This window comes from Agrobacterium sp. CG160-95 (assembly GCF_053521725.1).
On the sequence record NZ_JBNWDU010000001.1, the window covers coordinates 355,055 to 380,048 of the forward strand.

24 protein-coding genes are annotated in these 24,994 nt (G+C 59.2%); 13 read left to right on the forward strand and 11 right to left on the reverse strand.

Annotated elements, in window-relative coordinates:
- Nucleotides 1-14 precede the first annotated feature (14 nt).
- The 7 genes from ACQZ63_RS01785 to ACQZ63_RS01815 all read left to right on the forward strand — a co-directional run bounded on the left by ACQZ63_RS01785 (nt 15) and on the right by ACQZ63_RS01815 (nt 8,438).
- Nucleotides 15-1,184 carry an LptF/LptG family permease gene (locus ACQZ63_RS01785; RefSeq protein ID WP_003512402.1) on the forward strand — a complete coding sequence of 390 codons (1,170 nt, stop codon included), beginning with the start codon at nt 15-17 and terminating at the stop codon, nt 1,182-1,184.
- Nucleotides 1,181-2,269 (forward strand): LPS export ABC transporter permease LptG, encoded by a 1,089-nt coding sequence (gene lptG / locus ACQZ63_RS01790; protein ID WP_013635845.1) that lies wholly within the window; start codon nt 1,181-1,183, stop codon nt 2,267-2,269. Before ACQZ63_RS01785 ends, lptG begins: the two co-directional genes overlap by 4 nt.
- Nucleotides 2,269-4,650 (forward strand): LPS-assembly protein LptD, encoded by a 2,382-nt coding sequence (locus ACQZ63_RS01795; RefSeq protein ID WP_013635844.1) that lies wholly within the window; start codon nt 2,269-2,271, stop codon nt 4,648-4,650. The genes lptG and ACQZ63_RS01795 overlap by 1 nt, the downstream gene beginning before the upstream one ends.
- Nucleotides 4,651-4,947: 297 nt before the next feature.
- Nucleotides 4,948-5,895, forward strand: a complete 948-nt coding sequence (locus tag ACQZ63_RS01800) for a SurA N-terminal domain-containing protein (protein ID WP_013635843.1) — start codon at nt 4,948-4,950, stop codon at nt 5,893-5,895.
- A 19-nt stretch (nt 5,896-5,914) separates the two neighbouring features.
- Nucleotides 5,915-6,937: a 4-hydroxythreonine-4-phosphate dehydrogenase PdxA gene (pdxA, locus tag ACQZ63_RS01805; protein WP_025592978.1), complete on the forward strand. Its 1,023-nt coding sequence runs from the start codon at nt 5,915-5,917 to the stop codon at nt 6,935-6,937.
- Nucleotides 6,937-7,767 (forward strand): 16S rRNA (adenine(1518)-N(6)/adenine(1519)-N(6))-dimethyltransferase RsmA, encoded by an 831-nt coding sequence (gene rsmA, locus ACQZ63_RS01810; RefSeq protein ID WP_013635841.1) that lies wholly within the window; start codon nt 6,937-6,939, stop codon nt 7,765-7,767. The genes pdxA and rsmA overlap by 1 nt, the downstream gene beginning before the upstream one ends.
- 56 nt (nt 7,768-7,823) lie before the next feature.
- Nucleotides 7,824-8,438: an alpha/beta hydrolase gene (locus tag ACQZ63_RS01815; protein WP_013635840.1), complete on the forward strand. Its 615-nt coding sequence runs from the start codon at nt 7,824-7,826 to the stop codon at nt 8,436-8,438.
- A gap of 27 nt (nt 8,439-8,465) precedes the next feature.
- On the opposite strand, the gene gmk is transcribed toward ACQZ63_RS01815, so the two are convergent.
- The 7 genes from gmk to fabD form a co-directional block, all read right to left on the reverse strand.
- On the reverse strand, nt 8,466-9,128 hold the full coding sequence (gmk, locus tag ACQZ63_RS01820) for a guanylate kinase (RefSeq protein ID WP_003512388.1): 663 nt from the start codon (nt 9,126-9,128) through the stop codon (nt 8,466-8,468).
- A gap of 4 nt (nt 9,129-9,132) precedes the next feature.
- Nucleotides 9,133-10,020 carry a YicC/YloC family endoribonuclease gene (locus ACQZ63_RS01825; protein ID WP_003512385.1) on the reverse strand — a complete coding sequence of 296 codons (888 nt, stop codon included), beginning with the start codon at nt 10,018-10,020 and terminating at the stop codon, nt 9,133-9,135.
- Between the two features lie 68 nt (nt 10,021-10,088).
- On the reverse strand, nt 10,089-11,309 hold the full coding sequence (mltG, locus tag ACQZ63_RS01830) for an endolytic transglycosylase MltG (RefSeq protein WP_003512383.1): 1,221 nt from the start codon (nt 11,307-11,309) through the stop codon (nt 10,089-10,091).
- Between the two features lie 365 nt (nt 11,310-11,674).
- Nucleotides 11,675-12,937, reverse strand: coding sequence for a beta-ketoacyl-ACP synthase II (gene fabF / locus ACQZ63_RS01835; RefSeq protein WP_003512381.1), 1,263 nt, complete (start codon nt 12,935-12,937; stop codon nt 11,675-11,677).
- 246 nt (nt 12,938-13,183) lie between these two features.
- Complete coding sequence (locus ACQZ63_RS01840) at nt 13,184-13,420, reverse strand: acyl carrier protein (RefSeq protein WP_003502080.1); 237 nt, start codon at nt 13,418-13,420, stop codon at nt 13,184-13,186.
- 350 nt (nt 13,421-13,770) lie between these two features.
- Nucleotides 13,771-14,508, reverse strand: coding sequence for a 3-oxoacyl-[acyl-carrier-protein] reductase (fabG, locus tag ACQZ63_RS01845; RefSeq protein WP_003512379.1), 738 nt, complete (start codon nt 14,506-14,508; stop codon nt 13,771-13,773).
- A 99-nt stretch (nt 14,509-14,607) separates the two neighbouring features.
- Nucleotides 14,608-15,552 (reverse strand): ACP S-malonyltransferase, encoded by a 945-nt coding sequence (fabD, locus tag ACQZ63_RS01850; RefSeq protein ID WP_065661162.1) that lies wholly within the window; start codon nt 15,550-15,552, stop codon nt 14,608-14,610.
- Nucleotides 15,553-15,774: 222 nt separating this feature from the next.
- On the opposite strand from fabD, the gene ACQZ63_RS01855 reads away from it, so the two are divergent.
- From ACQZ63_RS01855 to rplI, 5 genes are all read left to right on the forward strand, one after another.
- Nucleotides 15,775-16,818, forward strand: coding sequence for an aldo/keto reductase (locus ACQZ63_RS01855; protein WP_111783327.1), 1,044 nt, complete (start codon nt 15,775-15,777; stop codon nt 16,816-16,818).
- A 291-nt stretch (nt 16,819-17,109) separates the two neighbouring features.
- Nucleotides 17,110-17,571 (forward strand): 30S ribosomal protein S6, encoded by a 462-nt coding sequence (rpsF, locus tag ACQZ63_RS01860; RefSeq protein WP_003512373.1) that lies wholly within the window; start codon nt 17,110-17,112, stop codon nt 17,569-17,571.
- 13 nt (nt 17,572-17,584) lie between these two features.
- Nucleotides 17,585-17,833, forward strand: a complete 249-nt coding sequence (gene rpsR / locus ACQZ63_RS01865; RefSeq protein ID WP_003496832.1) for a 30S ribosomal protein S18 — start codon at nt 17,585-17,587, stop codon at nt 17,831-17,833.
- 188 nt (nt 17,834-18,021) lie between these two features.
- Entirely contained in the window at nt 18,022-18,996 is a 975-nt protein-coding gene (locus tag ACQZ63_RS01870) for a YybS family protein (protein ID WP_111783179.1), read from the forward strand.
- Between the two features lie 14 nt (nt 18,997-19,010).
- Nucleotides 19,011-19,586, forward strand: a complete 576-nt coding sequence (gene rplI / locus ACQZ63_RS01875) for a 50S ribosomal protein L9 (protein WP_003512362.1) — start codon at nt 19,011-19,013, stop codon at nt 19,584-19,586.
- Nucleotides 19,587-19,859: 273 nt separating this feature from the next.
- On the opposite strand, the gene ACQZ63_RS01880 is transcribed toward rplI, so the two are convergent.
- Genes ACQZ63_RS01880 through ACQZ63_RS01895 form a run of 4 tightly spaced genes read right to left on the reverse strand, consistent with a single transcriptional unit; the run spans nt 19,860 to nt 23,351 of the window.
- Nucleotides 19,860-20,927, reverse strand: coding sequence for an HlyD family secretion protein (locus tag ACQZ63_RS01880; protein WP_003512361.1), 1,068 nt, complete (start codon nt 20,925-20,927; stop codon nt 19,860-19,862).
- A gap of 18 nt (nt 20,928-20,945) precedes the next feature.
- Entirely contained in the window at nt 20,946-22,646 is a 1,701-nt protein-coding gene (locus tag ACQZ63_RS01885) for an MFS transporter (RefSeq protein ID WP_162763626.1), read from the reverse strand.
- Entirely contained in the window at nt 22,643-23,098 is a 456-nt protein-coding gene (locus tag ACQZ63_RS01890) for a MarR family winged helix-turn-helix transcriptional regulator (protein ID WP_003512359.1), read from the reverse strand. The genes ACQZ63_RS01885 and ACQZ63_RS01890 overlap by 4 nt, the downstream gene beginning before the upstream one ends.
- A 40-nt stretch (nt 23,099-23,138) precedes the next feature.
- Complete coding sequence (locus tag ACQZ63_RS01895; RefSeq protein ID WP_127966030.1) at nt 23,139-23,351, reverse strand: hypothetical protein; 213 nt, start codon at nt 23,349-23,351, stop codon at nt 23,139-23,141.
- Between the two features lie 57 nt (nt 23,352-23,408).
- Between ACQZ63_RS01895 and ACQZ63_RS01900 the strand changes: the two genes are divergently transcribed.
- Nucleotides 23,409-24,905, forward strand: a complete 1,497-nt coding sequence (locus ACQZ63_RS01900) for a replicative DNA helicase (protein ID WP_003512358.1) — start codon at nt 23,409-23,411, stop codon at nt 24,903-24,905.
- Nucleotides 24,906-24,994 lie beyond the last annotated feature (89 nt).

Genomic DNA, 24,994 nt, shown 5'->3' on the forward strand with positions numbered 1-24,994 from the left:
TCGACAAGGGCAGTATGAAGCTTCTCGAGAACTATATCCTGCGACGGACAACGCAGATGTTTCTGGTCGCGCTGCTGCCGGTGCTGGCCATCATCTGGACCATCCAGGTTCTCCAGAGAATCAACCTCGTCACCGATACCGGCCAGTCGATGGGCTCTTTCATGGCGCTGGCGACGATGATCCTGCCGACGCTGATCCCCGTCGTGTTGCCTTTTGCCCTCGTCATCGGCATCACCCAGACATTCACGGCGATGAACAACGATTCCGAGCTTGCCATCATCGATGCGGCCGGATCGTCGCGCTCTGTGATGTTTCGCCCGGTTATCATTCTGGCTGCCGTTCTAAGTGCGCTTTCCTTCACCATCACCAACTTCATCGAGCCGCCTGCCCGAAATTCGGCCAGGCAGATGGTGGCGGCTGCCTATGCCGACCTCCTCTCGTCGGTGATCGAGGAAAAGACCTTCCGCGCCGTTCAGGATGGCCTTTACGTGCAGATCGCCCAGCGTCAGGGCCGTATCCTCAAGGGCCTGTTCGTCGCCGACCGCCGCGATCCCAATTTCGATCTTATCTATTACGCCAAGGAAGGCATGATCGATGAAAGCGGCACGTCGCTGACGATGCGCGACGGCGAAGTCCAGCAGAAAACACCTGATGGCAAGGTCTCCATCGTCAAGTTCCTGTCCTATGCCTTCGACCTTTCGACCATGTCGGAAAAGCAGACTTCCGAACCGTCGCTTTCTCCGGGCGATGCGAGCCTCGGTTTCCTTCTCTCGCCAGACGAGAACAACGCGAGTTACAAGCGGTCTCCCGAAAGCTTCCGCAGTGAGTTGCACAAGCGCCTGTCGGACTGGATGTTCGCCTTCGCCTTCGCACTGATATCGCTGGTCATAGCCGCTGATGCGCGCTCGCATCGTGAAGCGCGGATGCATCCGATGGTCGCTGCGCTGGTGACGGCCTTCATGCTGCGCTGGCTCGGTTTTTACGTCACCAACCAGGTCAAGCAGAGCGCGGCCTTCATTCCGCTGGTCTATGCCGTGCCGGGCCTCAGCGGTGCCGCCGCCGCCTTTATTCTCATCACGGGTCGCAAGCCGAGAATGCCGAAGATCATCGCGGATACGGCCAGCCGTCTGCGCCGTCTTTTCTCCAGCCGGCTGGCGCGAAGCTCGGGGAGCGGTAACGCATGATTTTCAGCACCCTCGCCCGGTATTTCCTCAAACGGTATCTGATCACGGCCATCTGGTTCCTGCTCGGCGTATCGGCAATTATCTATCTTGCCGATTTCAGCGAAACGGCGCGGCGCATGTCCAGCGTGCCGGGCTATTCGGTTCCAGGCGCACTTGGTCTCACCGCACTTCGCCTGCCGTTGATCCTGCAGCAGACTATTCCCTTCATCGCACTCTTTGTCGGCATGACGACGCTGATCTCGCTCAACCGGCGTTACGAGCTAGTCGTCACGCGTGCGGCAGGCGTCTCCGCCTGGCAATTCATCCTTCCTTTTGTCCTTGGTGCGGTGTTTCTCGGCATCCTGTCCGTCCTCGTCCTCAACCCAATCGCTGCATGGGGCCAGAACCGCTCGCTGTCGATGGAAGCGGGCTGGCGTAACGAAGGCAGCGGCGGACGCCAGCAGGACATCATTCCATGGATGCGCCAGTCGAGCGGCGGCCAGGACACCATTATCGGCGCCAAGAGCTTCGAAGACAACGGAACGATGCTTCTCGATGTGGTTCTGATCCACCTCGACAAGGACGGAAACATTGTCTCCCGGCAGGACGCGAAGTCGGCAAAGTTGGAAGATGGTTACTGGCTTCTTAACGGCGTCGCGGAAACCCGTGCGGGACATGTGCCAGTTCGGCAAGAGAGCACGCGGATCAGTACCAATCTGAGACGGGAATTCGTTCAGGAACGTATGACGCAGACGGAAACCGTTGCTTTCTTTGATCTTTCTCACAAGATCGAAGTTGCAAAGTCTTTTGGACTGTCGTCGAAAGCGCTTGAGACGCAGTATCATTTCCTGCTATCGACGCCCCTGCTTCTGGTTGCGATGACCTTGATCGCCGCGACAGTTTCATTAAAGTTCAGCCGCTTCGCCCAGTCGCGCTCCGTGATTCTGGGTGGAATCGTTTCCGGCTTCGTGCTTTATGTAGTAACCGTGCTCGTAAGGGCATTCGGGAGTGGTGGCGTTGTCCCTCCCACCGTCGCGGTCTGGGTTCCAGTCATCGTGGCGTTGGCTTTGGGGGCAACCATTCTGCTTCATCAGGAGGACGGCTAGTGGCGGTATATGACCGCGGGAATATCAGGCGGCTTTGGACGGCCCTTCTGACAGGTGCCGCTGTGTGCGCATATTTGGCATCCAGCCCGGTCGCTTTCGGCCAGGGTGGTTTGCTTGCGCCCGGAAGCCAAGACGATTCGAAACTCCTGCTTACGGCAAATGAACTGACCTATAATCGCGATTCCCAGCGTGTCATCGCAAAGGGTGTGGTTCGCATGCATTATTCGGGCTACCGTATGGTGGCCCAGCAAGTGGAATATAATCAGCAGACGGGCCGCGTGATTGCGCACGGCAACATCGAGCTGATCGAGCCCGGCGGCAACAAGATCTATGCCGACGAGATGGATGTCACTGACGATTTCGGTCAGGGCTTCGTCAATGCGCTGCGCGTCGAGACCCCGGACAATACCCGCATCGCGGGTGAAAGCGCCGAACGGCTCGAAGGCGACCGCATGGTCCTCAATAACGGCGTCTATACCGCCTGTTTGCCCTGCGCCGAACGGCCCGAAAAGGCGCCGCTGTGGCAGGTCAAGGCTGAACGTGTCATTCAGGACGGCAAGACCCATACGATCCGGCTGGAAAAAGCCCGCTTGCAGCTTTTCGGCCATTCGATCGCATACGTCCCGTTCCTGACGGTTCCGGACAATACGGTGAAGCGGAAGTCCGGATTCCTGTTTCCGCAGATGAGCATGACCAACAAGCTCGGCTTCGGTTTCGGTGTACCCTACTTCCAGGTCCTTTCCGATACATCGGATTTGACCATCACCCCTACCTATTACACCAAGCAGGGCTTGCTGCTTCAGGCGGAGTTGCGCCAGCGTTTCGAAACCGGCATGCATACGCTGACGATCGCCGGCATCAGCCAGCAATCTTCTGATACATTTATCGCAGGAACTAGCGATGCGCTGAACGACCAGCGCGGCATGGTGGCAAGCAAGGGCAATTTCAGCATCAATCCGCGCTGGGCCTTCGGCTGGGATGCGATGGTGCAGACGGACAACAACTTCTCGCGTACCTATAATCTAAAAGGCTACAAAAACGACGTTCAGACGAACCAGATATATCTGAGCGGCATGAGTGAGCGAAACAGCTTCGACGCCCGCGGCTATTACTTCAACGTTCAGGATACGGACAATTCCGAACTGAAGGAGCGAAAGCAGGCGATCGTTCATCCTGTGATGGATTATCGATACTTCGTGCCGGATCCAATCTATGGCGGTGAACTATCACTGACCACGAATTTTACCAGCATCAGCCGGTCGACGCAGGATTCTTACGCTTTGGGCGGTTATCCACGCTTCAACGGCCTGGAGGGTTCTTACACACGCCTTTCCACCGAAGCCGAATGGAAGCGCACCTTCACGATGGATAGCGGCCTGCAGATCACGCCGATCCTTGCCGCCCGTGGCGATGCGCTGTGGACGGATATGTCGGCGGCAAGCTTTACATCGGGTGGCACGTCCTATGCCTATCAGGGCATGATGCAGGACGATGCGGCGTTGCGAGGCATGGTAACCGGCGGTCTGGAAGTGCGTTACCCCTGGCTGTTCACCGCGCTTAACAGCAACCATGTGATCGAGCCTATTGCGCAGATTTTTGTGCGTCCGAACGAACAATATGCCGGCCGCTTCCCCAACGAAGATTCGCAGGCTTTCGTGTTCGACGCGACCAACCTGTTCGAACGTGACAAGTTCTCCGGTTTCGACCGGATCGAGGGCGGCACGCGCGCAAACATCGGTCTGCGCTACAACGGCACATTCGACAATGGCTACGGCATTCGCGCCATTGCCGGCCAGTCTTTCCATCTGGCGGGTGACAATTCTTTCGCCTCCTACGATCTCGTCAATGTCGGCGCGAATTCCGGTCTCGAATCCGACCGCTCGGACTACGTCGCCATGGCAGCCTTCGATGCGCCAATCGGTCTTTCGCTGTCGTCGAGCCTGCGCTTCGACAAGGACAATCTCGAGATCAACCGTTCCGAGACAGGCGTCAGCTATTCGGACCGCCGCCTCACCGGCAAGCTCAGCTATACGCAGGTCAAGGCGCAGCCGCAGTACGGCTACAATGAAGACCGCGATATCGTTCAGGCGTCCGGTACGCTGCGCATGGACGACAACTGGTCGCTGTTCGGCTCGATCAACTACGATCTGAACGGAAAATTTGCCGCCGAGCGCCGTATTGGCATCGCCTATCAAGATGAATGCACGATCTTGACGGTCAGCTACTCCGACGAGGGCAATATCACGTCCAGCCGGCAGGCCGCCAATGACTGGTCGATCAATGCCCGTCTGGCGTTCCGCACACTCGGCGATGTCAGCATCGGCTCCGCAAACGAGGACTGGGCCGATATGGATATCGGCTGGAAACCGAACAATTACTGAGTTTAAAGGCAGGCCAGACAGCATCGTGGCCTGCCTTTTTGCCATCCAGCCAGTAAAAGTCACGGTTTTGCCGCAACAACGCGCCAGGGTTCGTCCGGTATAGAACCATCGGGTTTCTTTCAACAAACCGACACATTGCCGTCTTGCAGATCGCGATGATATATACGTGGCAAATTCGCGGTGCGGATGCACAGGTGCAGATCTGAGAAGCCGGGGTAAGGAATATTCCCCATTGGCAGACAGAACAGATTGGCGGGACGGGGAAACAGACCCCCGCCCGACGAAAGGGAGAAGGATATGATGAATTTCGGAAAGACGGCTTTGCGTGGCGCTGCTTTCGCCTTTGCGATATTCGCCGTTCCCATGGCCGTTGCGCCCTTTGCCAGCCAGGCCTTCGCCGACAGCACGGTCAAGATCGTCGTCAACAAGACCCCCATCACCAACGACGACATTGCCAGGCGTGTCGCCTTTCTGAAGTTGCAGCGTCAATCCGGCAATCTCGCCGAAAAGGCACGCGAGCAGCTGGTTGATGAGGCGCTGAAACGCGAAGAAATCGGCCGTGTGAAAATGTCGGTCAGCACCCAAGAAGTCGATGCGGCTTTTGCGCGCTTTGCTGCAAACAACAAGATGAACCCGCAACAGCTGACGCAGATCCTCTCCAAGGCCGGTGTCGGCGCCGACCACTTCAAAGCCTTCATTGCCGTGCAGATGAGCTGGCCGCGCCTTGTGAACGCCCGTTATGGTGCGCGTGGCAAGATGTCTAACCAGGACCTCGTCACCCGCCTGAGGGAACGCGGCGACAAGCCGGTAACGACGGAATATTTCCTGCAACAGGTGATCTTTGTCATTCCGGAATCGAAGCGCAATGCCATCACCGGCAAGCGCAAGGCCGAGGCTGAAGCCTCGCGCAAGCGTTATCCGGGCTGCGACCAGGCCATGACTTTCGCGGCCACCATGCGGGACGTGGCGATCAAGGATCTTGGACGGATTCTGGCGCCCGAACTGCCGGAAGAGTGGAAGCCTCTCGTGGAAAAGACCAAGGAAGGCGGCACCACAGGAACACGTGTGACCGAAAAGGGCGTCGAATATCTGGCAATCTGCAAGCAGCGTCAGGTTTCCGACGATTACGCAGCGGAAATGGTGTTCAAGTCCGAAGACCTGATGAAGGCCAAGGGTGGCGAAAACCCGAACGAGAAGAAATATATGGATGAGCTGCGCAAGAAGGCGCAGATCGTCAACACCTGATACGAGAGCCGGCCTTTCCGTGACACATGCATCCCTGCCGCTTGCCCTGACACAGGGAGATCCAGCCGGTATCGGCCCTGATATCGCCATTGCCGCCTGGGCCAAGCGCCGGGAGAACGGCGTGGCGCCCTTCATCTTCATCGGCGATCCCGATGTGGTGGCGAGCCGTGCGGCGCTGCTTGGCATACCGGTCAATATCGAGACCTGCGAAGCGGCGGACGCCGTCGGCGTGTTCGACCGTGCTTTTCCCGTTCTTCCTCTTCCCGTCGGTTTCGAGGTTCAGGCCGGCCAGCCGCATGTCGGAGCCGCTCATGCGACGATCAAAGCGATCGAGCTCGCCGTTGCCTTGACGGTCGAGGGCAAGGCTTCCGCCGTCGTCACCAATCCGATTGCGAAATCCGTGCTTTACGAAGCAGGCTTCGGTTTTCCCGGTCACACGGAATTTCTCGCCGATCTGGCTTTGCGCCTGACCGGCAAACAGGTGATGCCGGTGATGATGATTGCCGGACCCAAGGTCCGCGTCGTGCCGGTAACGATCCATATCCCAGTAAAAGACGTGCCTTCGGCGCTGACGGAAGAGCTGATCGTTACGACCTGCCGCATTATCGATGCTGATCTGCGGCAGAAATTCGGCATCGAGGCACCACGACTGGCGGTCGCCGGTCTCAATCCGCACGCGGGTGAAGATGGGGCATTGGGCACGGAGGACCGCGATGTGGTTCACCCTGCGACCATACGGTTGCGGAAAGACGGGATCGACGCTTTCGGCCCCCTGCCCGCCGATACGATGTTCCACGATGCCGCCCGCAGGCGCTATGATGTCGCCGTCTGCATGTATCACGATCAGGCCCTTATCCCTGCCAAGGCGCTTGGCTTTGACGATTCCGTCAATGTCACGCTCGGCCTGCCCTTCATCAGGACCTCGCCCGACCACGGCACCGCCTTCGGCATCGCCGGCCAGGGCATTGCCAGCGAAACGAGCCTTGTCGCAGCGCTGAAGATGGCGGCGGAGATTTCTCTTCGCAGCCGGGTCGGCGCATAATGGCCGCGATTGACGGATTGCCGCCGCTACGCGATGTCATTCAGCGCCATGGGCTAGACGCTAAGAAGTCGCTCGGGCAGAACTTCCTGTTCGATCTCAACCTCACCCAGAAGATCGCCCGAACCGCTGGGCCGCTTGACGGCGTGACGGTCATTGAGGTTGGCCCCGGGCCTGGCGGCCTCACCCGCGCCATTCTATCGCTCGGTGCCAAAAAGGTTATCGCCATTGAGCGGGACAGCCGCTGCCTGCCGGCACTTGCGGAGATCGAAGCGCATTATCCCGGACGTCTTGAGGTCATCGAGGGTGATGCGCTGAAGACCGATTTCGAGGCTTTGGTTCCCGCTGGCGAACCGGTGCGGATCATTGCCAACCTGCCTTACAATGTCGGCACGCAATTGCTGGTCAACTGGCTGCTGCCGAAAGAATGGCCGCCTTTCTGGCTCTCCATGACGCTGATGTTCCAGAAGGAAGTCGGCCAGCGCATCGTGGCAGAAGAAGGCGACAACCATTACGGCCGCCTTGGCGTTCTCGCCGGCTGGCGCACGGTTTCGGAAATGGCCTTCGACGTCCCGCCGCAGGCCTTCAGCCCACCGCCTAAGGTTACCTCGACGGTCGTGCATCTGCTGCCAAAGGAAAAGCCGCTGCCCTGCGATGTCGCGAAGCTCGAAAAGGTAACGGAAGCCGCCTTCGGCCAACGCCGCAAGATGCTGCGCCAGAGCGTGAAAAGCCTTGGCGGTGAAGTTCTGCTGGAAAAGGCAGGCATTGACGCGACACGACGGGCTGAAACGCTGTCGGTCGAGGAATTTGTGACGCTGGCGAACTGCCTGTAATTGAAGGCGACGTTTCGGCACTTCTAACGCGGGTGACAGAATTAGGGGACAAGCGCGTGGAGAGTGCCGGTTTTCACTACAAGCTCCACATGCCCGTCGGATCGCCTGATTGCGCGGTCGTGTTGCTACACGGTTCGGGAAGAACGGAGGAAGATCTCGCTTTGTTTGGCCGTGCCGTTTTCCCCAACGGCATTCTGTATGCTCCGAGAGGCATTGTGCCATGGGAAAATGGCTTCGCGTTTTTTCGCAGAAAGCCCGACAGACAACTCGATATCGACGACCTGAAACATCAAGCCGCCGGGCTTTGCCGGTTTATCGAATTCGTATTTCAGCAGACGGGGCAAAGACCCTTTCTCGTGGGATATTCAAACGGTGCGATCATCGCGGCTGAAACAATCTGCCAGAATCGTCATCTGTCGAGGGGTGCAATTCTGCTTCGGCCACTATCCCCACGCAATAACGAGCATTTTCCGAAGCTCACCGGATATCCTGCGCTCCTGCTTGCAGGTGCGCATGATGAGCGGCGGCATCGCGATGATGCGCCCCATTTGGCCGATCAATTTTCGACTGCGGGCGCGGATGTGGTACTGGACACACTCGACACAGGCCACGGCTGGGCAGCAGACGCGGCAGACGAGCGCCTGTCCCGGCAATGGCTACGTCAGCATTAGAGATAACACGCCGCTTTAACTGCCAAATCAGAGCTGCGGTTCTTCCGCAAGCAGTCCGCGCACGAAATCGAACATGCCGTGGCGGCGGTCGCGGCGCACACGTTCGGCCTTGACTATCGCTTCTACGGCCTCGAAGGCCGCCTGCAGGTCGTCGTTGAGGATGACGTAGTCGTAATCGCGCCAGTGCTCGATCTCGGCGCGGGAATTGAGAAGCCGGGTCTGGATCACCGCTTCGGTGTCCTCGGCGCGGCGGTGCAGGCGCGATTGCAGCTCGGTCATGGTTGGCGGCAGGATGAAGATCGACACGACGTCGGCCTTCATCTTGTCCTGAAGCTGTTCGGCGCCCTGCCAGTCGATGTCGAACAGCATGTCGCGTCCGGCCGCCATCGCCACTTCCACCGGCTCGCGCGGCGTGCCGTAAAAATTGCCGTGAACCTCGGCCCATTCCAGAAGCTCATCGCTGTCACGCAGGCGCTCGAAGTCGCGCTTGGAGATGAAGTGGTAGTGGATGCCTTCAATCTCGCTCTGGCGGCGCGGGCGCGTCGTCACGCTGACGGACAGGCTGATGTTCTTGTCCTTGTCGAGCAGGTTGCGCGCTATCGTGGACTTACCAGCGCCCGATGGCGATGAAATCACCAGCATCAGCCCTCTGCGGGCAATCGTAACAGGGGAATTGTTCACCGGAACCATGGGTCTACTCCAGATTTTGGACCTGCTCGCGGAACTGGTCGATAACCACTTTCAGCTCTATGCCTGCTGCGGTTACCGCACTGGCGTTCGATTTGGAACAGATTGTATTCGACTCGCGGTTAAATTCCTGTGCAAGAAAATCGAGCTTGCGGCCAACTGGCCCGCCATGAGCCAAAAGTTCGCGCGATGCCTGGACATGTGCGTGTAGCCGGTCGACCTCTTCGCGCAGATCCGCCTTGGTAGCGATCAGTGCGGCCTCGGCGTGCAGACGGTCGCGATCGAGCCCGTGCATCCCATCGCCAATAAGGGCAATCTGCTGGGCAAGCCTTGCAGCGATCTGTTCCGGCTGGCGGGAAGGATCGTTTTCGATGAGGTTCACGAGTTGCTCGATCCTGTCGATCTGCCCGGACAGGATGGCAAACAGGGAAGCCCCTTCCCGCTCGCGCATGTCCTTCAGCTTCTCGACGGCGGCGGCAAAGCCCGCAAGCACGTCGGCGTTGCGCGCGGCTTGCGCCTCGGCGTCATCTTCCGCCTCGCGAAAATCGACGAGCCCGCGCAGCGACAGTAGCGTATCGAAGCTCAGCGGCTTGTCGTCGACGACGTCGCCCAGTTCTTCCTTGAGAGCGAGAACTGCGGCAAGAGCATCGCGGTTGATCACCGCCTCCAGCCGGTTTTCCGCAATCGCCAGCGTCAATCCTGCCTGAATATTGCCGCGGGAAAGATGCTGTGCCGCGATTTCCCGCAGGCCCGTTTCCAGCGCTTCCAGACCGTTTGGCAGGCGCAGGCGCACATCGAGCCCCTTGCCGTTCACCGAGCGCAATTCCCACGCCCAGCGGTAACGGCCGGAGGTTCCTTCGCTGCGCGCGAACCCGGTCATCGATTGCAATGTCATATTCAGAAAGCCCCCATCATGCCGTGCAAAAAACCGGGCCTTGCGATGGCAAGGCCCGGTCAGAACTATCAGTTATTGGCCGGTTTTTCCGCCTCGGTGCCGCCGGGCTGACCATCCACGACAACATCGGGATTGGCGCCGGAAGCCGCTTTTTCGGCCTCGATCTTGCGCCAGCGGCGCACATTGGCGTTATGTTCGTCCAGCGTCTTTGCAAACACATGGCCGCCGGTGCCATCGGCAACAAAGTAGATGTCATCGGTGCGCCACGGGTTGGCAACCGCCTCGAGTGCGGCCCGGCCCGGATTGGCGATGGGAGACGGTGGCAGGCCCTTGATGACATAGGTGTTGAAGGGCGTCTGCTTTTGCAGGTCCGACTGGTAGATCGGACGGTCGGACGGTTTACCGTCGCCGCCGAAGAGACCGTAGATGATCGTCGGGTCGGATTGCAGGCGCATGCCCTTCTTCAGCCGGTTGTAGAACACCGAAGCGACATGGGCGCGCTCGTCGTCCTTGCCGGTTTCCTTCTCCACGATCGAGGCGAGCGTCACGAATTCCTCGACCGTCTTGATTGGCAGGTCTGGGTCACGACGTTCCCAGATCATGTCGATCAGCTTCTCCTGCGCCGCACTCATCTGGTTGATGATTTCCTCACGCTTCGTACCACGGGTAAAGCGATAGGTATCGGGGCGAAGGCTGCCTTCCGGCGGCAGGGTGGCGGGCAATTCGCCATCCAGCACCTCGTCGGCGGCAAGCCGCGCGAACATCTGCTTGACGGTCAGACCTTCCGGCAACGATACGGAATAAAGGATCGATTTGCCCGACTCCAAGAGCATCATGATATCCTTCATCGATGCGCCGGCCTTGATTTCGTATTCGCCCGCCTTCAGCGTCTGGTCCTTCTGCAGGTAGCTGCCCGTCATCAGGCGGAAGACACGGGCATTGGATACGACGTCATTGCGCTCGAGATTATTGGCGATCTCGATGAGGCCTGCGCCGTTGCGCACCGTGAAATGTGTGTTCGTCTGAAGCGGACCGGGCTCCTGGAACGCATTGATCATGTAATAGAAGGCTGCGACAGCAAGCACACAGACGGCAACCGCAAGCGTCATCAGAAAATTCAGGAAGATCACCAGCTGGCCATGGGCCTTGCGGGAGCGCTTCGGTGGAGCCGGCACTTTTTCCGGCCGAAGCGCTTCGGTCGGGGATTTCGGGATGATCGGGCCGCGATTGCCCTCACCCGCGCCGTCTCGTCCGTATGGTCCCTGGCTGTTCTGGTTCGTGTCGCTCACCGTCGGTCCTTTTCAGTTCGGCGTTGTCAGCGCTTTTTGCGCAGGTAATGCGGCAAAAACAGGTTCGGAATGCCTTCCTGCACCACATAGAGACATCGTGAAGACCTCATTGTCCTCCTTCACGAATCGTCGTTTCCGGCAAAGCCGGTCAAGGAAAGCCATCTGCGGCGGGAAATTCACCCGCAGCAGGAAATCATTCCGAAACCGGCAAACCGTCTTCCGTAAACGACTACAATATCGGCGCGAAAATCGAAATGGCTTTCGCAAGCCGCAATGCGTTCTTCAAAGAAGAGCGCTCTCAGGCACCCGGCGGGAGGGAGCCGCACCGCTTTAGGCGGTTTGCGGCACCGGGTTTTCGTCGTGATTTACGCTTCGTAGCGACGCAGTACGAGGGAGGCGTTGGTGCCGCCAAACCCGAAGGAGTTCGACAAGGCGACGTTGACCTGCCTCTTGCGCGCCTTGTGCGGCACCAGATCGATCTTCGTCTCCACGTCGGGATTGTCGAGGTTCAGCGTCGGCGGAACGATATTGTCGCGGATCGCAAGCGTGGCGAAAATCGCCTCGATAGCGCCAGCTGCTCCGAGAAGATGGCCGGTGGCCGACTTTGTGGAAGACATGGAAATCTTCGACGCCGCGTCACCAACCAGCCGCTCGACCGCACCAAGCTCGATCGTATCGGCCATGGTGGACGTGCCGTGGGCGTTGATGTAGTCGATATCGTCAGGCGTGAGGCCGGCGCGCTTCAGCGCCATCGCCATGCAGCGATACGCGCCATCGCCATCTTCTGACGGTGCGGTGATGTGATAGGCATCACCGGAAAGGCCGTAACCGACGACTTCGGCATAAATCTTTGCGCCGCGCGCCTTGGCATGTTCCAGCTCTTCCAGAACGACGATGCCGGCACCTTCGCCCATGACGAAACCGTCACGGTCGCGGTCATAGGGACGGGACGCCTTCTGCGGATCGTCGTTATGCTGGGTGGAAAGCGCCTTGCAGGCGGCAAAGCCGGCAAGCGCGATGCGGCAGACCGGTGATTCGGCGCCACCTGCGACCATGACCTCGGCATCGCCGAACGCAATCATCCGGGCAGCATCGCCGATGGCATGCGCACCGGTCGAGCAAGCCGTCACTACGGCGTGGTTCGGACCGCGCAGCTTGTGACGGATTGAGACGTGGCCGGAAACCAGGTTGATCAGACGGCCGGGAATGAAAAATGGAGAAATGCGGCGGGGGCCCTTGTCGCGCAGCGTATAACCCGCCTCGACAATACCTTCCAGACCGCCGATGCCGGAGCCGATCAGAACGCCCGTGGCGACCTGGTCCTCGTCCGTTTCGGGATGCCAGCCGGCGTCCGCAAGCGCCATGTCGGCAGCGGCCACACCGTAAAGGATGAACGGATCGATCTTGCGCTGCTCTTTGAGTTCCATCCAGTCATCGGCATTGAACGTGCCGTTGGAGCCATCGCCGACGGGAATGCGACAGGCAATCTTTGCGGGCAAGTCTTCGACTTCGAACTCAGTCACGAGACGGGCACCGTTCTGGCCGGCAAGCAGCCGTTCCCAGGTGATTTCCGTTCCGCATCCAAGAGGAGATACCATGCCGGTACCGGTGATAACGACACGCCTCATCGCCAACGCTCCGCCCTTATCCAAATCATCGGTCTTTTTGCAACGCCACACACCATGGAATGGCGGGAACAGGCGCTGCACCATTTTGAATGTCCGCATAATCTTCCGCAGGCCGGAGCCGGTTCGGAAACTTATGCATTCGTCAGGACGCACGTCTTTCGGGCGCGTTCTGTTTCACGATAAAATATTGGCCCGGACAAGCCGGGCCAAGACGGGAGGTTGTTACACCTCCCCAATACAGGTCGATCAGGCCTGGGCCTTCTCGATGAACTTGACAGCGTCGCCAACAGTCAGGATCGAGTCAGCTGCGTCGTCTGGGATCTCGACGCCGAATTCTTCTTCGAAAGCCATGACCAGTTCAACGGTATCGAGCGAATCAGCGCCCAGATCGTCAATGAAGCTTGCGCCTTCAACAACTTTGTCGGCGTCGACGCCCAGATGATCAATTACAATTTTCTTTACGCGTTCTGCGATATCGCTCATGTCGGTTTCCTCGACCTTTATTTTGAAGGGAATGCCTTACGGCACCCTGCCCTGTTAGAAGCCCTCATGCGCCGTTCAAATCCGGCACTGCTGGCAAACCCGTTCAACCCGGTCCAAGCTAGACATCGTCGCGCAAAATCGCAACGGCTTCCTGTCTCTCCGGGACGACTGTTCACAGTCTTGGCCCGATTAACACGGTTTCAACCGGTCGAAAAGCCTGAAAACGCGCTAAGCACAACGTATGACAGGCAATTTCGCCGGAAACCGGCATGGAGGGTCTTGCGGCGCCCGACACCAAACAAGGTGCAGAAACAGCGCCGCAATCGTTTCAAGACGCCTTTCAGGTGGCGTCAGATCATCGCCATGCCGCCATTGACGTGCAAGGTCTGGCCGGTCATGTAAGCAGCTTCATTGGAAGCAAGATAAAGTACGGCCGAAGCGACTTCGGCGCCCGTTCCCATGCGCTTCATGGGAATGGCACCCATGATGGCGTCTTTCTGCTTGTCGTTCAGCTTGCCGGTCATCGCACTTTCGATGAAGCCAGGCGCCACGCAGTTGACGGTGACGTTGCGGGTGGCGATTTCCTGTGCCAGCGACTTCGAAAAACCGATCATGCCGGCCTTGGAGGCGCAATAGTTCGCCTGGCCGGGATTGCCGGTGACGCCGACGATGGAGGTGATGTTGATAATGCGGCCGAAACGGCGGCGCATCATCGGATGCGTCAGTTCACGCGTCAGGCGGAACATCGCGGTCAGGTTCACCTCGATGACGTTGTCCCAGTCCTCGTCGCTCATGCGCACGAACAGGCCGTCCTTGGTAATCCCGGCATTGTTGACAAGAATGTCGACGCCTTCCAGCTCGGCCTCGGCCTTTTCGCCCAGCGCCTTGACCTCGGCACGATCGGCAAGGTTGGCCGGGAAAATCTTGACGCGGTCGCCAAGTTCCGCCGCCAGGGCTTCGAGCTTTTCAACGCGCGTGCCGTGCAGGCCGACGGTTGCGCCCTGGCTGTGCAGAAGGCGGGCGATTTCCTCGCCAATGCCGCCGGTCGCGCCGGTTACGAGAGCCTTGCGGCCTGTCAGATCAAACATGTTCCGTTCCTTCTTTAGAGCAATTCCGCAAAAGCCTTTTAGCGGAATTGCATCGGGAATTACCGTAAAACAAAAAGCCGATGCGGGGCGAAGCCCGTCTCAACCGATAAGAGTGGCGAGAAGCTGGTCGATATCGGCAGCGCCGTTGACGGCAACGCCGTTCACCGTCTTGTCGATGCGACGGGCAAGACCCGTCAGCACCTTGCCCGAGCCGATCTCGTAAAGCTGCGTCACATTGTTGGCGGCGAACCATTCCACCGTCTCGCGCCAGCGCACCTGGCCCGTCACCTGCTCGACCAGCAAAGCGGCGATCTCATTGGCGTCGGAAACGGGGGCGGCACGCACATTGGCGATAACAGGCACGACCGGGTTATTCTTTTCGACAGCCGCCAGCGCCTCGCGCATGGCTTCCGCCGCCGGCGCCATCAGCGCGGAGTGGAAGGGCGCGGAAACAGGCAGCATGATGGCGCGCTTGGCGCCCTTTTCGGAAGCGATCGCAGCCGCCTTCTCGACAGCCGCCTTGCCGCCGGAAATGACCAGCTGGCCGCCGCCATTGTCGTTGGCGATCTGGCAGACGCCGAGAATGGCAGCCTCTTCACAGATTGCCGAAACAGCATCGTGCTCCAGCCCGATGATCGCTGCCATCGCGCCCTCGCCCACCGGCACGGCAGCCTGCATGGCATTGCCGCGGATGCGGAGAAGCCGTGCGGTATCGGCAACCGAGAAGGTGCCGGCAGCACAGAGCGCGGAATATTCACCGAGCGAATGGCCAGCGACATAAGAAACGGCGTCGGAGAGCTTCAGACCCCGCGCTTCCAGAACCCGCATGACCGCCATGGACACCGCCATGAGCGCCGGCTGGGCATTGGCCGTCAGCGTCAGCGTTTCTTCCGGGCCATTCCACATGATGTCGGAAAGCTTCTGGCCGAGCGCGTCATCAACCTCCTGGAACACAGCCCGTGCTTCCGGATAGGTATCGGCGAGTTCCTTGCCCATGCCGATGGCCTGGCTTCCCTGACCGGGAAATGTGAATGCAATACCCATGGGATGTGGTCCTTCTTGTCTGGCCTTGCCTTTATTCTTTTCGACTTCCATTCACATTCCGGCCTGCGGAGTCAAGGCTTGAAGCCCTTCGGCACCCCATCGACGCGGTTTTGCCGATCTATTTTCCCCTTTCTTTTCATCATATTTTTTCTTGCACTGCGGCAATTCCCCATTACTTTCATGCCACCTTTCAAATATCTGGCCAAGCACCGGGACATTTCCATGAAACAGAGACTATTGGGCCGCACGGGCATTTCCGTGTCCGAAATTTGCCTTGGCACAATGACGTGGGGCACGCAGAACACTGAAGCCGAAGCGCATGCGCAGATGGATTACGCGCTGGAGAACGGCGTCAATTTCTTCGATACGGCCGAGCTTTACCCCACCACCCCCGTTTCCGCCGAAACGCAGGGACGGACGGAAGACTATATCGGCACATGGTTCGAAAAGACCGGCAAGCGCGACCAGGTCGTGCTCGCCACCAAGGTCGCCGGTTCCGGGCGTGACTATATTCGCGGCGGGCGCGATATCGATGCGAGCGCCATCCGCGAGGCAGTAGATACCAGCCTCACGCGCCTGAAAACGGATTACATCGACCTCTATCAGATCCACTGGCCGAACCGCGGCACCTATCACTTCCGCGGCGCCTGGAGCTTTGATGCTTCCGGTCAGGAAAAGGAGCGCACGCTTGCCGAGATAACCGAAAAGCTCGACACGCTCGGCGAGCTGGTAAAGGCCGGCAAGATCCGCGCTATCGGCCTTTCCAACGAAAGCGCATGGGGTACACAGAAATATATCGATATTGCCGAGGCCCGTGGCCTGCCGCGCGTCGCAACCATCCAGAACGAATATAACCTGCTCTATCGCAGCTTCGATCTCGACATGGCGGAAGTCGCGCATCACGAAGATGTCGGCCTGCTGGCCTACTCGCCGCTGGCGGCGGGGCTGCTCACCGGCAAGTATCAGAACGGCGCACGCCCTGCGGGCTCGCGCGGCACCATCAACAAGGACCTCGGCGGTCGCCTGCAGCCGCATCAGGAAGCGCCGGTCAAGGCCTATCTTGAGCTAGCCGCACAACACGGCATCGATCCGGCCCAGCTCGCCATCGCGTTCTGCCTGACACGCCCCTTCATGGCCTCCGCCATCATCGGCGCAACGACCATGGAGCAGCTGAAGGTGGATATCGCAGCAGCCGATGTGGCGCTATCGGAAGAGGTGCTGAAGGGTATTGCGGCGATCCATCGGCAATATCCGATGCCGATCTGACGACAGCGCAGCGCGCTTTTTCGCCTCCGGTCCTTGCATTCCGGGCAAAAATGGGTATAAGCGCGCTGTTCACAACACCCGGTCCAATTGGCTGGTGGCTGAACGGAGGGCTGGTTTCGGTAACGAAACAGCAGGAACCATAAGGTTTTTCCGGCCTCCCGTGTCTCCGCTCTCGACCGTCTCGAACAACGCTTTTCTTGCTTTAAGGCTTCGCAGCCTAACCAGGAGCAGTCGTTGAGGCTTAGCGCCGTTGCCGGGTGAAGGACGAAACGCAAGAAAGGCAAAGCTTAAATGGCTCTTTACGAACACATCTTCCTTGCCCGGCAGGATATTTCTGCCCAGCAGGTCGACGCACTTGTCGAGCAGTACAAGGGCGTTATCGAATCGTTCGGCGGTAAAGTCGGACGCGTCGAGAACTGGGGTCTGAAGTCCCTCACCTACCGCATCAAGAAGAACCGCAAGGCTCACTACGCTCTCATGGACATTGACGCTCCGGCGCCTGCGATCCACGAAATCGAGCGCCAGATGCGCATCAACGAAGACGTTCTTCGCTACATGACCATCGCCGTCGAAGCCCACGAAGAAGGCCCGTCCGCGATGATGCAGAAGCGCGACCGTGACGACCGTCCGCGCCGCGATGGCGACCGTCCGGATCGTGGCCCGCGTGAAGATCGTGGTCCCCGCGCACCGCGCGAAGGTGGCTTCGGCGACCGCGAAGACCGTCCGCGCCGTCCGCGCGAAGACCGTGCATAAGGAGAATTGACCAATGGCTGATACATCCTCTTCCCAGGCACGCCGCCCGTTCCACCGCCGTCGCAAGACGTGCCCCTTCTCCGGCGCAAACGCTCCGAAGATCGACTACAAGGACGTTCGTCTCCTGCAGCGCTACATTTCCGAGCGCGGCAAGATCGTTCCTTCCCGCATCACGGCCGTTTCCCAGAAGAAGCAGCGCGAACTCGCCCAGGCGATCAAGCGCGCCCGTTTCCTCGGCCTGCTGCCTTACGTCGTAGCGTAATGATTTGAAACGAGGCCGCGCTTTGGCGCGGCCTCGTCTTCCACGATGCAACTGACTTTTAATCAGTAGGTTGCGAGTTCAAATCCTTCCGCGTTGGGCGCGGATCGATACCATAAAACCCATGTTGGGGACGACGATCCTGATTGGACCGGTCCTCTAACTGCTCAAGTTTCCAGCAGGACAGCGAAGTGCAAAAGTTGAACCAGACAGTGCTGATCACCGGCGTTCTCGCCGGCATATGCGCCGCGTTTCTAACGCTTGGCGCAACGGCACAGTCGTCCTTTTCCTTCCTGCTTTACGCCGGTTCCGCCATGCCCATCTTCATCGCCGGCATGGGCTGGGGAAATCGCGCAGCCGTCGTTGCGATCATCACCACGGCTATCATCGGCGCGCTCGTCATATCGCCGCTTTTCTCGCTGACCATTGCGATCTTCACGCTGATCCCGGCGGGCTGGCTTTCGCATCTTGCCAATCTGGCGCGCCCGGCCTCGGAACTCGGCGGCCCGGATGACCTGCTTGCCTGGTATCCGCTGTCCGGCATCGTCCTGCATCTCTGCCTTCTGGTTTCGGTTGCCGTCGTCATTCTCGGCTGGATGATCGGTTACGGTCCCGATCTCGTCGCGAGCATGGTCGATCTGATGATGACCTCCGTGCAGAGCCGCGAACCGCTGTTCGAACCCAATGTCGAGGCACTGGCGCAGACGAAGTCGCTGCTGGTTCTGATGCTGCCGATCGTTCAGGGCGGCCTGTGGGTCATCCTTTTGTTTGCGGCCTATTATTTCGCGGCCCGGCTGGTCGGTTCCTTCGGCAAGGGTCTTCGCCCACGCGAGGACATTCCTTCCGCACTGCGTATGCACCGCAACGCCATCTTCGTTTTTCTCTGCGGCATCGTCGCCATGTTCTTCGGTGGCGTCGCCGCGATGGTCGGCGCAGTCGTCTGCGGCACCTTCGGCGCGGGCTTCCTGATGGCAGGTTACGCCTCGCTGCACAAACGCGCGCGTGGAAAGGACTGGCGTCTGCCGGTTCTCATCCTCGCCTATCTCTCGGCGGTCTTTGTCTTCCCGCTGCTTATCATTCTCGTTTTGGGATTGAGCGACGTGCGCAGCACGATCTCCCTCACCCCAACGCGGAAAACTGACAATACGAACGAAACCAACACATAGAAAGGATCAAGAAGATGGACGTTATTCTTCTCGAACGCATCAACAAGCTCGGCCAGATGGGCGAAACCGTAAAGGTTCGCGACGGTTACGCACGTAACTTCCTGCTGCCGCAGGGCAAGGCGCTGCGCGCCAACGCCGCCAACAAGACCCGTTTCGAAACCGAGCGCGCAACGCTTGAAGCCCGTAACCTCGAGCGCAAGTCGGAAGCCCAGAAGGTTGCCGAAGCACTCGAAGGCAAGTCCTTCATCGTCGTTCGCTCGGCTGGCGAAACCGGTCAGCTTTACGGTTCTGTTGCTGCTCGCGACGTCGTTGAAATCCTCGGCGCCGAAGGCTTCAACATCGGCCGCAACCAGGTTGAACTGAACACGCCGATCAAGACCATCGGCCTGCACAACGTTACCCTGCACCTGCACGCCGAAGTCGAGCTTCAGGTCGAGCTGAACGTTGCCCGTTCTGCCGAAGAAGCCGAGCGTCAGTCCAAGGGCGAAAGCCTCACCTCCGCCGACGCCATCTACGGCGTTGACGAAGACGCCCTGCGTCCGGAAGACTTCTTCGATCCGGAAGCTGACGGCAACGACGACGACGAATAAGATTTTGGCCTTGTGGTCATAAGGAAAACCCCGGATGGCGACATCCGGGGTTTTTTGGTTTTTGACGGTGGCGTGAAGTGTGCGGAGAGGTTACCCCCTCTGCCCTGCCGGGCATCTCCCCCACAAGGAGGGAGATCAGCAGGGCGATCCCACATCGCTAATAGCCGCAACGTTGAGGTTGTCGAGCGCAAGCCACAACTCGATCTCCACCCTTGTCAGGGAGATGTCCGGCAGGACAGAGGGGGGTGCCTCTCGGCATACTAAATAGCCAGACTACCTCGCAGCCGTCTCCGCCCCCTCCGGCGCCACGCTCTTGTCCACATGCACGACCACCGACATGCCCGGCGACAGATCCGCTGCCAGCGGCTGATCGGCGTCAATTGCGATGCGCACGCCGAGACGCTGGGCGATCTTCACGAAATTGCCGGTGGCATTGTCGGGCTTGATGACAGCGAATTCCGATCCCGTGGCGGGCGAGAACCGCTCGACGCGGCCGTTGAGCTTGCGGCGATGCAGGGCATCCACAGAGATCGTCACCGGCTGGCCGACCTGCATGCCCGCGAGCTGGGTTTCCTTGAAATTGGCGATAACCCAGACATCATGCGGCACAACCGCCATCAACTGCGTTCCGGCTGTCACATACTGACCGGTGCGCACGCCGATTTCGCCGAGCCTGCCGTCCACCGGCGCGTGAATTTCGGTATTGTCGAGATCAATCCTGGCGAGTTCGACCGCAGCCTCGGCATTGGCGACAGCGGCCTGCAGGGAACTGCGGTTAACGATGATCGTCTGCAAATCCTGCCGCGAGACCTCAAGTGCCGCTTTCGCCTGCGAGAGCGATGCCCTCGCCTTTTCAAGCGCGGCATGCGCCTCTTCCTGCAGGCTGGAGGTGCCGGCACCACTTTTGATGAGGTTGTCCTGACGGTCTGATGCCAGCTGTGCCTGTTTCAGAGATGCCTGCGCGCTATCGACAGCCGCCTCGCTGGAACGGATATTGGCGTTGGCGGCGTTTTCCTGCTGGCGGGAATTGTCCAATGCCGCTTTTTGCGTATCCAGCGCGGCTCCCGCCTGCGCCTGCTTCTGGCGGTAGATGCGGTCGTCGATCTTCGCCAGCAACGTGCCCTGTTTGACCTCCTGATAGTCCTTCACCGGCACATCCACGACATAACCGCTCACCTGCGGGCTCATCGTCGTCACGTAACCACGCACGAAGGCGTTGTCGGTCATTTCGACGGTGGAAAGGAATGGCGGCAGGCGCCATGCATAGAGCACCAGCGCGACGCCGGCGAGGCCACCGAGCAGAACGAGAATGGAAACGGGGGTAAAAATCTTCTTCAGCATATTATCACTCTTGGAGGTTCAAGACTGTGGCGCCGGCGCGGCATCGACATTGTCCCGGAAAAAGCGGGGACGGATGCGCATCCATGCAAGGTGGAGCAAAAGCGCCATGAGCGCCAGCGCCGCAACGGTGGAAATCAACAGGAACGTATCGTTATAGGCGAGCACATAGGCTTCCTTGGTAACCTGCTGGCCAAGGAGGGAAAGCCCCTCGGCCTTCAGCAGCGCCGGATCGGTGATGACGTGGCTGTAGGCGCCGGAAAGCTGCGACACGCGCTGGGCGACCAATGGGTTGGTGAGCAGAATGTTTTCCACCAGAATATTGGAATGGAATTTTTCGCGCAGCGTCACGAAACTGCCGAGCAGCCCGGTCATCAACATCGATCCGGTGATCTGGGTGAACAGGAAGATGGTGATGAAATTCACCAGATAGGGCGCTCCGCGCGCAAGTGCGGCAGCGAACCCCTTTGCCATAACGGGCGGCAGGAACATGGCCGCACCGAAGGCGATCATCATCTGGCTCAGATACATCTGCGCTGGCCGCGTCAGATTGTTGGACTGGCTGTCCAGAAAAGCGCCGGCCGCAATCAGGGTAAGCGCAATCACATGAGCGGTATCGACATATTTCGTCAGCATCAGCCAGGCACAGGCCGCACCGCCGAGAACCGTCGCCAAAAGCACCAGAGCATAAAGCGTGATCGTCTGGTCGTTCAAAAGGCCAAGCTGCTGGTAGAAACTCACCGCCGTCGAGGATTGCTCGGAGGAAACTGCACGGTAGATGAGCAGGACCGCTATGACATGCAGGTTGGTTTTCGAAAAAATCCAGCGCAGGTCAAGCAGCGGGTTCTTGCGCGGCAACTCGATGACGACCATCAGCGTGAGAAGCGTGATCGACGTGGCCAGAAGCACGCCCAGCCACCATGTTTCGAACCACCAGTAAAACCGGCCAAGCGTGAGCATGACCGCAAGACAGCCAAGGCCACCCGCGAACAGAAGGTAGCTCAGAATATCCGTGCGCTCGATGACTTTCGCCCGCGGAGGCGGCGTGACTTTCAACAGGTAGATCAAGGCGAGCGAGATCAGCGCGAAGCCCATTTCCATCGTGTAAAGGGCATTCCAGCCGCCTATTTGCAGCAAGGAAGGCGAGACGATGCGCGCGAGCGGTGCAGACAGCAAGGTTCCGGTGAGCGCGATGCTGAAGCCCAGCGAGAATTTTCGTGCCGGTGGAAAGGCCTCCAGAATGTAGAGAAAGCCGAGCGAAGAAAGAGGTGCCGCCGCCATGCCGCTGAGGAAGCGGATGACGATCGCCGAATGCAAATCTGTCACGAACAGGTTGAGGCATGAGGCGACGACGAAGACGATGATCGAAAGTTCGGCAAAGGGCCGCAGGCCATATTGCGTTCGCACCTTGAACAGCGCGATGGAAAACGTGGCATAGGGGGCCATATAGGCGGCGGAAAGCCAGGCGACCTCGGCCACCGTGGCGGAAAATTCGCCCTGCAACTGGTATAGATTGGCCATGACGAGGTTCATGCCCAACCCTTGGGTGATGAAGAACGCCAGGCCCGCAAAGATGAAACACAGCCGCAGCCACACTGGCCGCTCCACCGGTTGCGGCGCGGCGGCCGCAGCAGCAGATTCCGGCACGTTCGCCGGCTTTACCGTCACGTCGGCATTTTCAGAGGCGGTCTCATCTGCCGTTTGCGGCACCACGGTACTCACGATTGCGCCCTCCCGCTTGCCAGATTTTGCAGATTGGCCGAAAGCCTGCGCATGACATCCAGCGCCATCGCCAGATCCTGCGAGGAAACATCGGCGGCGATTTCAGAACGGAGCGATTTTGCCACCGCCTGCACCGTTTCGGAGGTTTTCTCGCCCTCCTCCGTCATGTGGATGCGTTTGGCGCGGCGGTCAGTTTCGTCGGAGCGGCGCTCGATGAGGTTCTGTTTCTCCATGCCGTCAAGCACGCGCACCAGCGTCGGCGTTTCGATTTCCATTTCCTCGGCAAGCTCCGTCTGGGTCAGCGGCCCACGTCGCGACAGCGCGAAAAGCGCACGCGCACGCGCCAAAGTCAGGCCGCTTTCCCCTACCCGCGCGTCAAAAAATGCGCGCAGCTTGCGGGTGAAGGCGGACACCTCGTCCAGAAGCTGTTCCTTGTCGGTTTCGCGGGACATGTCAGCAAGCCTTATAATTAGCACACTACTTATTTTCTGCCTATTTATTTGGAAGCCTGCCGATTTTCAAGTTTCTTTCACGTCGGGTCTGCCATGCGATAAACTCATGGCAGCGAATCACGTTGCCGGGAATTTCCCGCACCTTGTCCCCACCCGCCTGTGGATTGCTGGGGACAACTGAAGATGTGATCCAGCTTCGCAGACAGGACGTCAGGCTGCCATAGAGTGTTGCAACAATATCATTGACTGCCATGGCCAAGGAAGCCAAACCCGAAGTGTAGTGGCAAGGCAAAGGGAGATCGTGCAAACCATGAACGACGCTGTGAGAAAGATCACCCCCGCGCAACCGGCGGAACCGCATTACCGCGAGGCGCCGAACAATATCGAGGCCGAACAGGCGCTGCTGGGCGCCATCCTCGTTAACAACGACGCCTATTACCGCGTGTCGGACTTCTTGAAGCCCGTGCATCTTTACGAACCGCTGCACCGCAAGATTTTCGAAGTGGCGGGCGACATCATCCGCATGGGCAAGACCGCCAATCCGGTGACCATCAAGACCTTCCTGCCCGCAGACGACAAGGTCGGCGACCTGACGGTGGCGCAATATCTGGCGCGTCTGGCGGCAGAAGCCGTTTCGATCATCAATGCGGAAGATTACGGTCGGGCGATCTATGATCTGGCGCTGCGCCGCGCGCTGATCCAGATCGGCGAGGATGTCGTCAACATCGCCTATGATGCGCCGCTGGACATGCCGCCGCAGGCGCAGATCGAAGACACCGAGCGCCGCCTGTTCGAACTGGCGGAAACCGGTCGCTACGATGGCGGCTTCCAGTCGTTCAACGATGCGGTGGCGCTGGCGATCGACATGGCGGGCGCCGCCTTCGAGCGTGACGGCAATCTTTCCGGCATTTCCACCGGCATCCACTCGCTCGACGCCCGCATGGGCGGCCTGCAGCGTTCCGACCTTATCGTACTTGCCGGTCGTCCGGGTATGGGCAAGACCTCGCTTGCCACCAACATCGCCTATAACATCGCCGCGACCTACGATCAGGAAGTACAGCCTGATGGTTCGTTCAAGGCGAAAAACGGCGGCGTCGTCGGCTTCTACTCGCTCGAAATGTCGTCCGAACAGCTGGCAACCCGTATCATTTCAGAGCAGACGGAAGTGTCTTCCTCGAAAATCCGCCGCGGTGACATTACCGAGGCCGATTTCGAGAAGCTCGTCGCCTGCTCCCAGATGATGCAGAAGGTGCCGCTTTACATCGACCAGACCGGTGGTATCTCCATCGCCCAGCTTTCCGCCCGTGCACGTCGACTGAAGCGCCAGCGTGGTCTTGACGTCCTGGTGGTCGACTATATTCAGCTGATGACCGGCGCCGGCAAAAGCGGTGAGAACCGCGTGCAGGAAATCACCCAGATCACCACGGGCCTTAAGGCGCTCGGCAAGGAACTCAATGTTCCCATCATCGCGCTTTCACAGCTCTCCCGTGCGGTGGAAAGCCGTGAAGACAAGCGCCCGCAGCTTTCCGACCTGCGTGAATCGGGCTCGATCGAGCAGGACGCCGACGTGGTGCTGTTCGTGTTCCGTGAAGAGTATTACGTCAAGAACATGGAGCCGCGCGATATTTCCGATCCGAAATATGCCGAGTGGGAGGCCCTGTTCGACAAGGTGAAAGGCACCGCGGACGTCATCATCGCCAAGCAGCGTCACGGACCCACCGGCACGGTGAAACTCGCCTTCCAGTCCGAATTCACCCGCTTCGCGGATCTGGCCGACCCGAGCTTCAGCCAGTACGAAGAGCATTGATCTAAACCGAGGGCGGAACCGGGTCAGCGTTTCGCCCTGCCTGCTCTAAATCGAAACTGAGGAATCTTTTCAGAACTTTGGCGGGATTG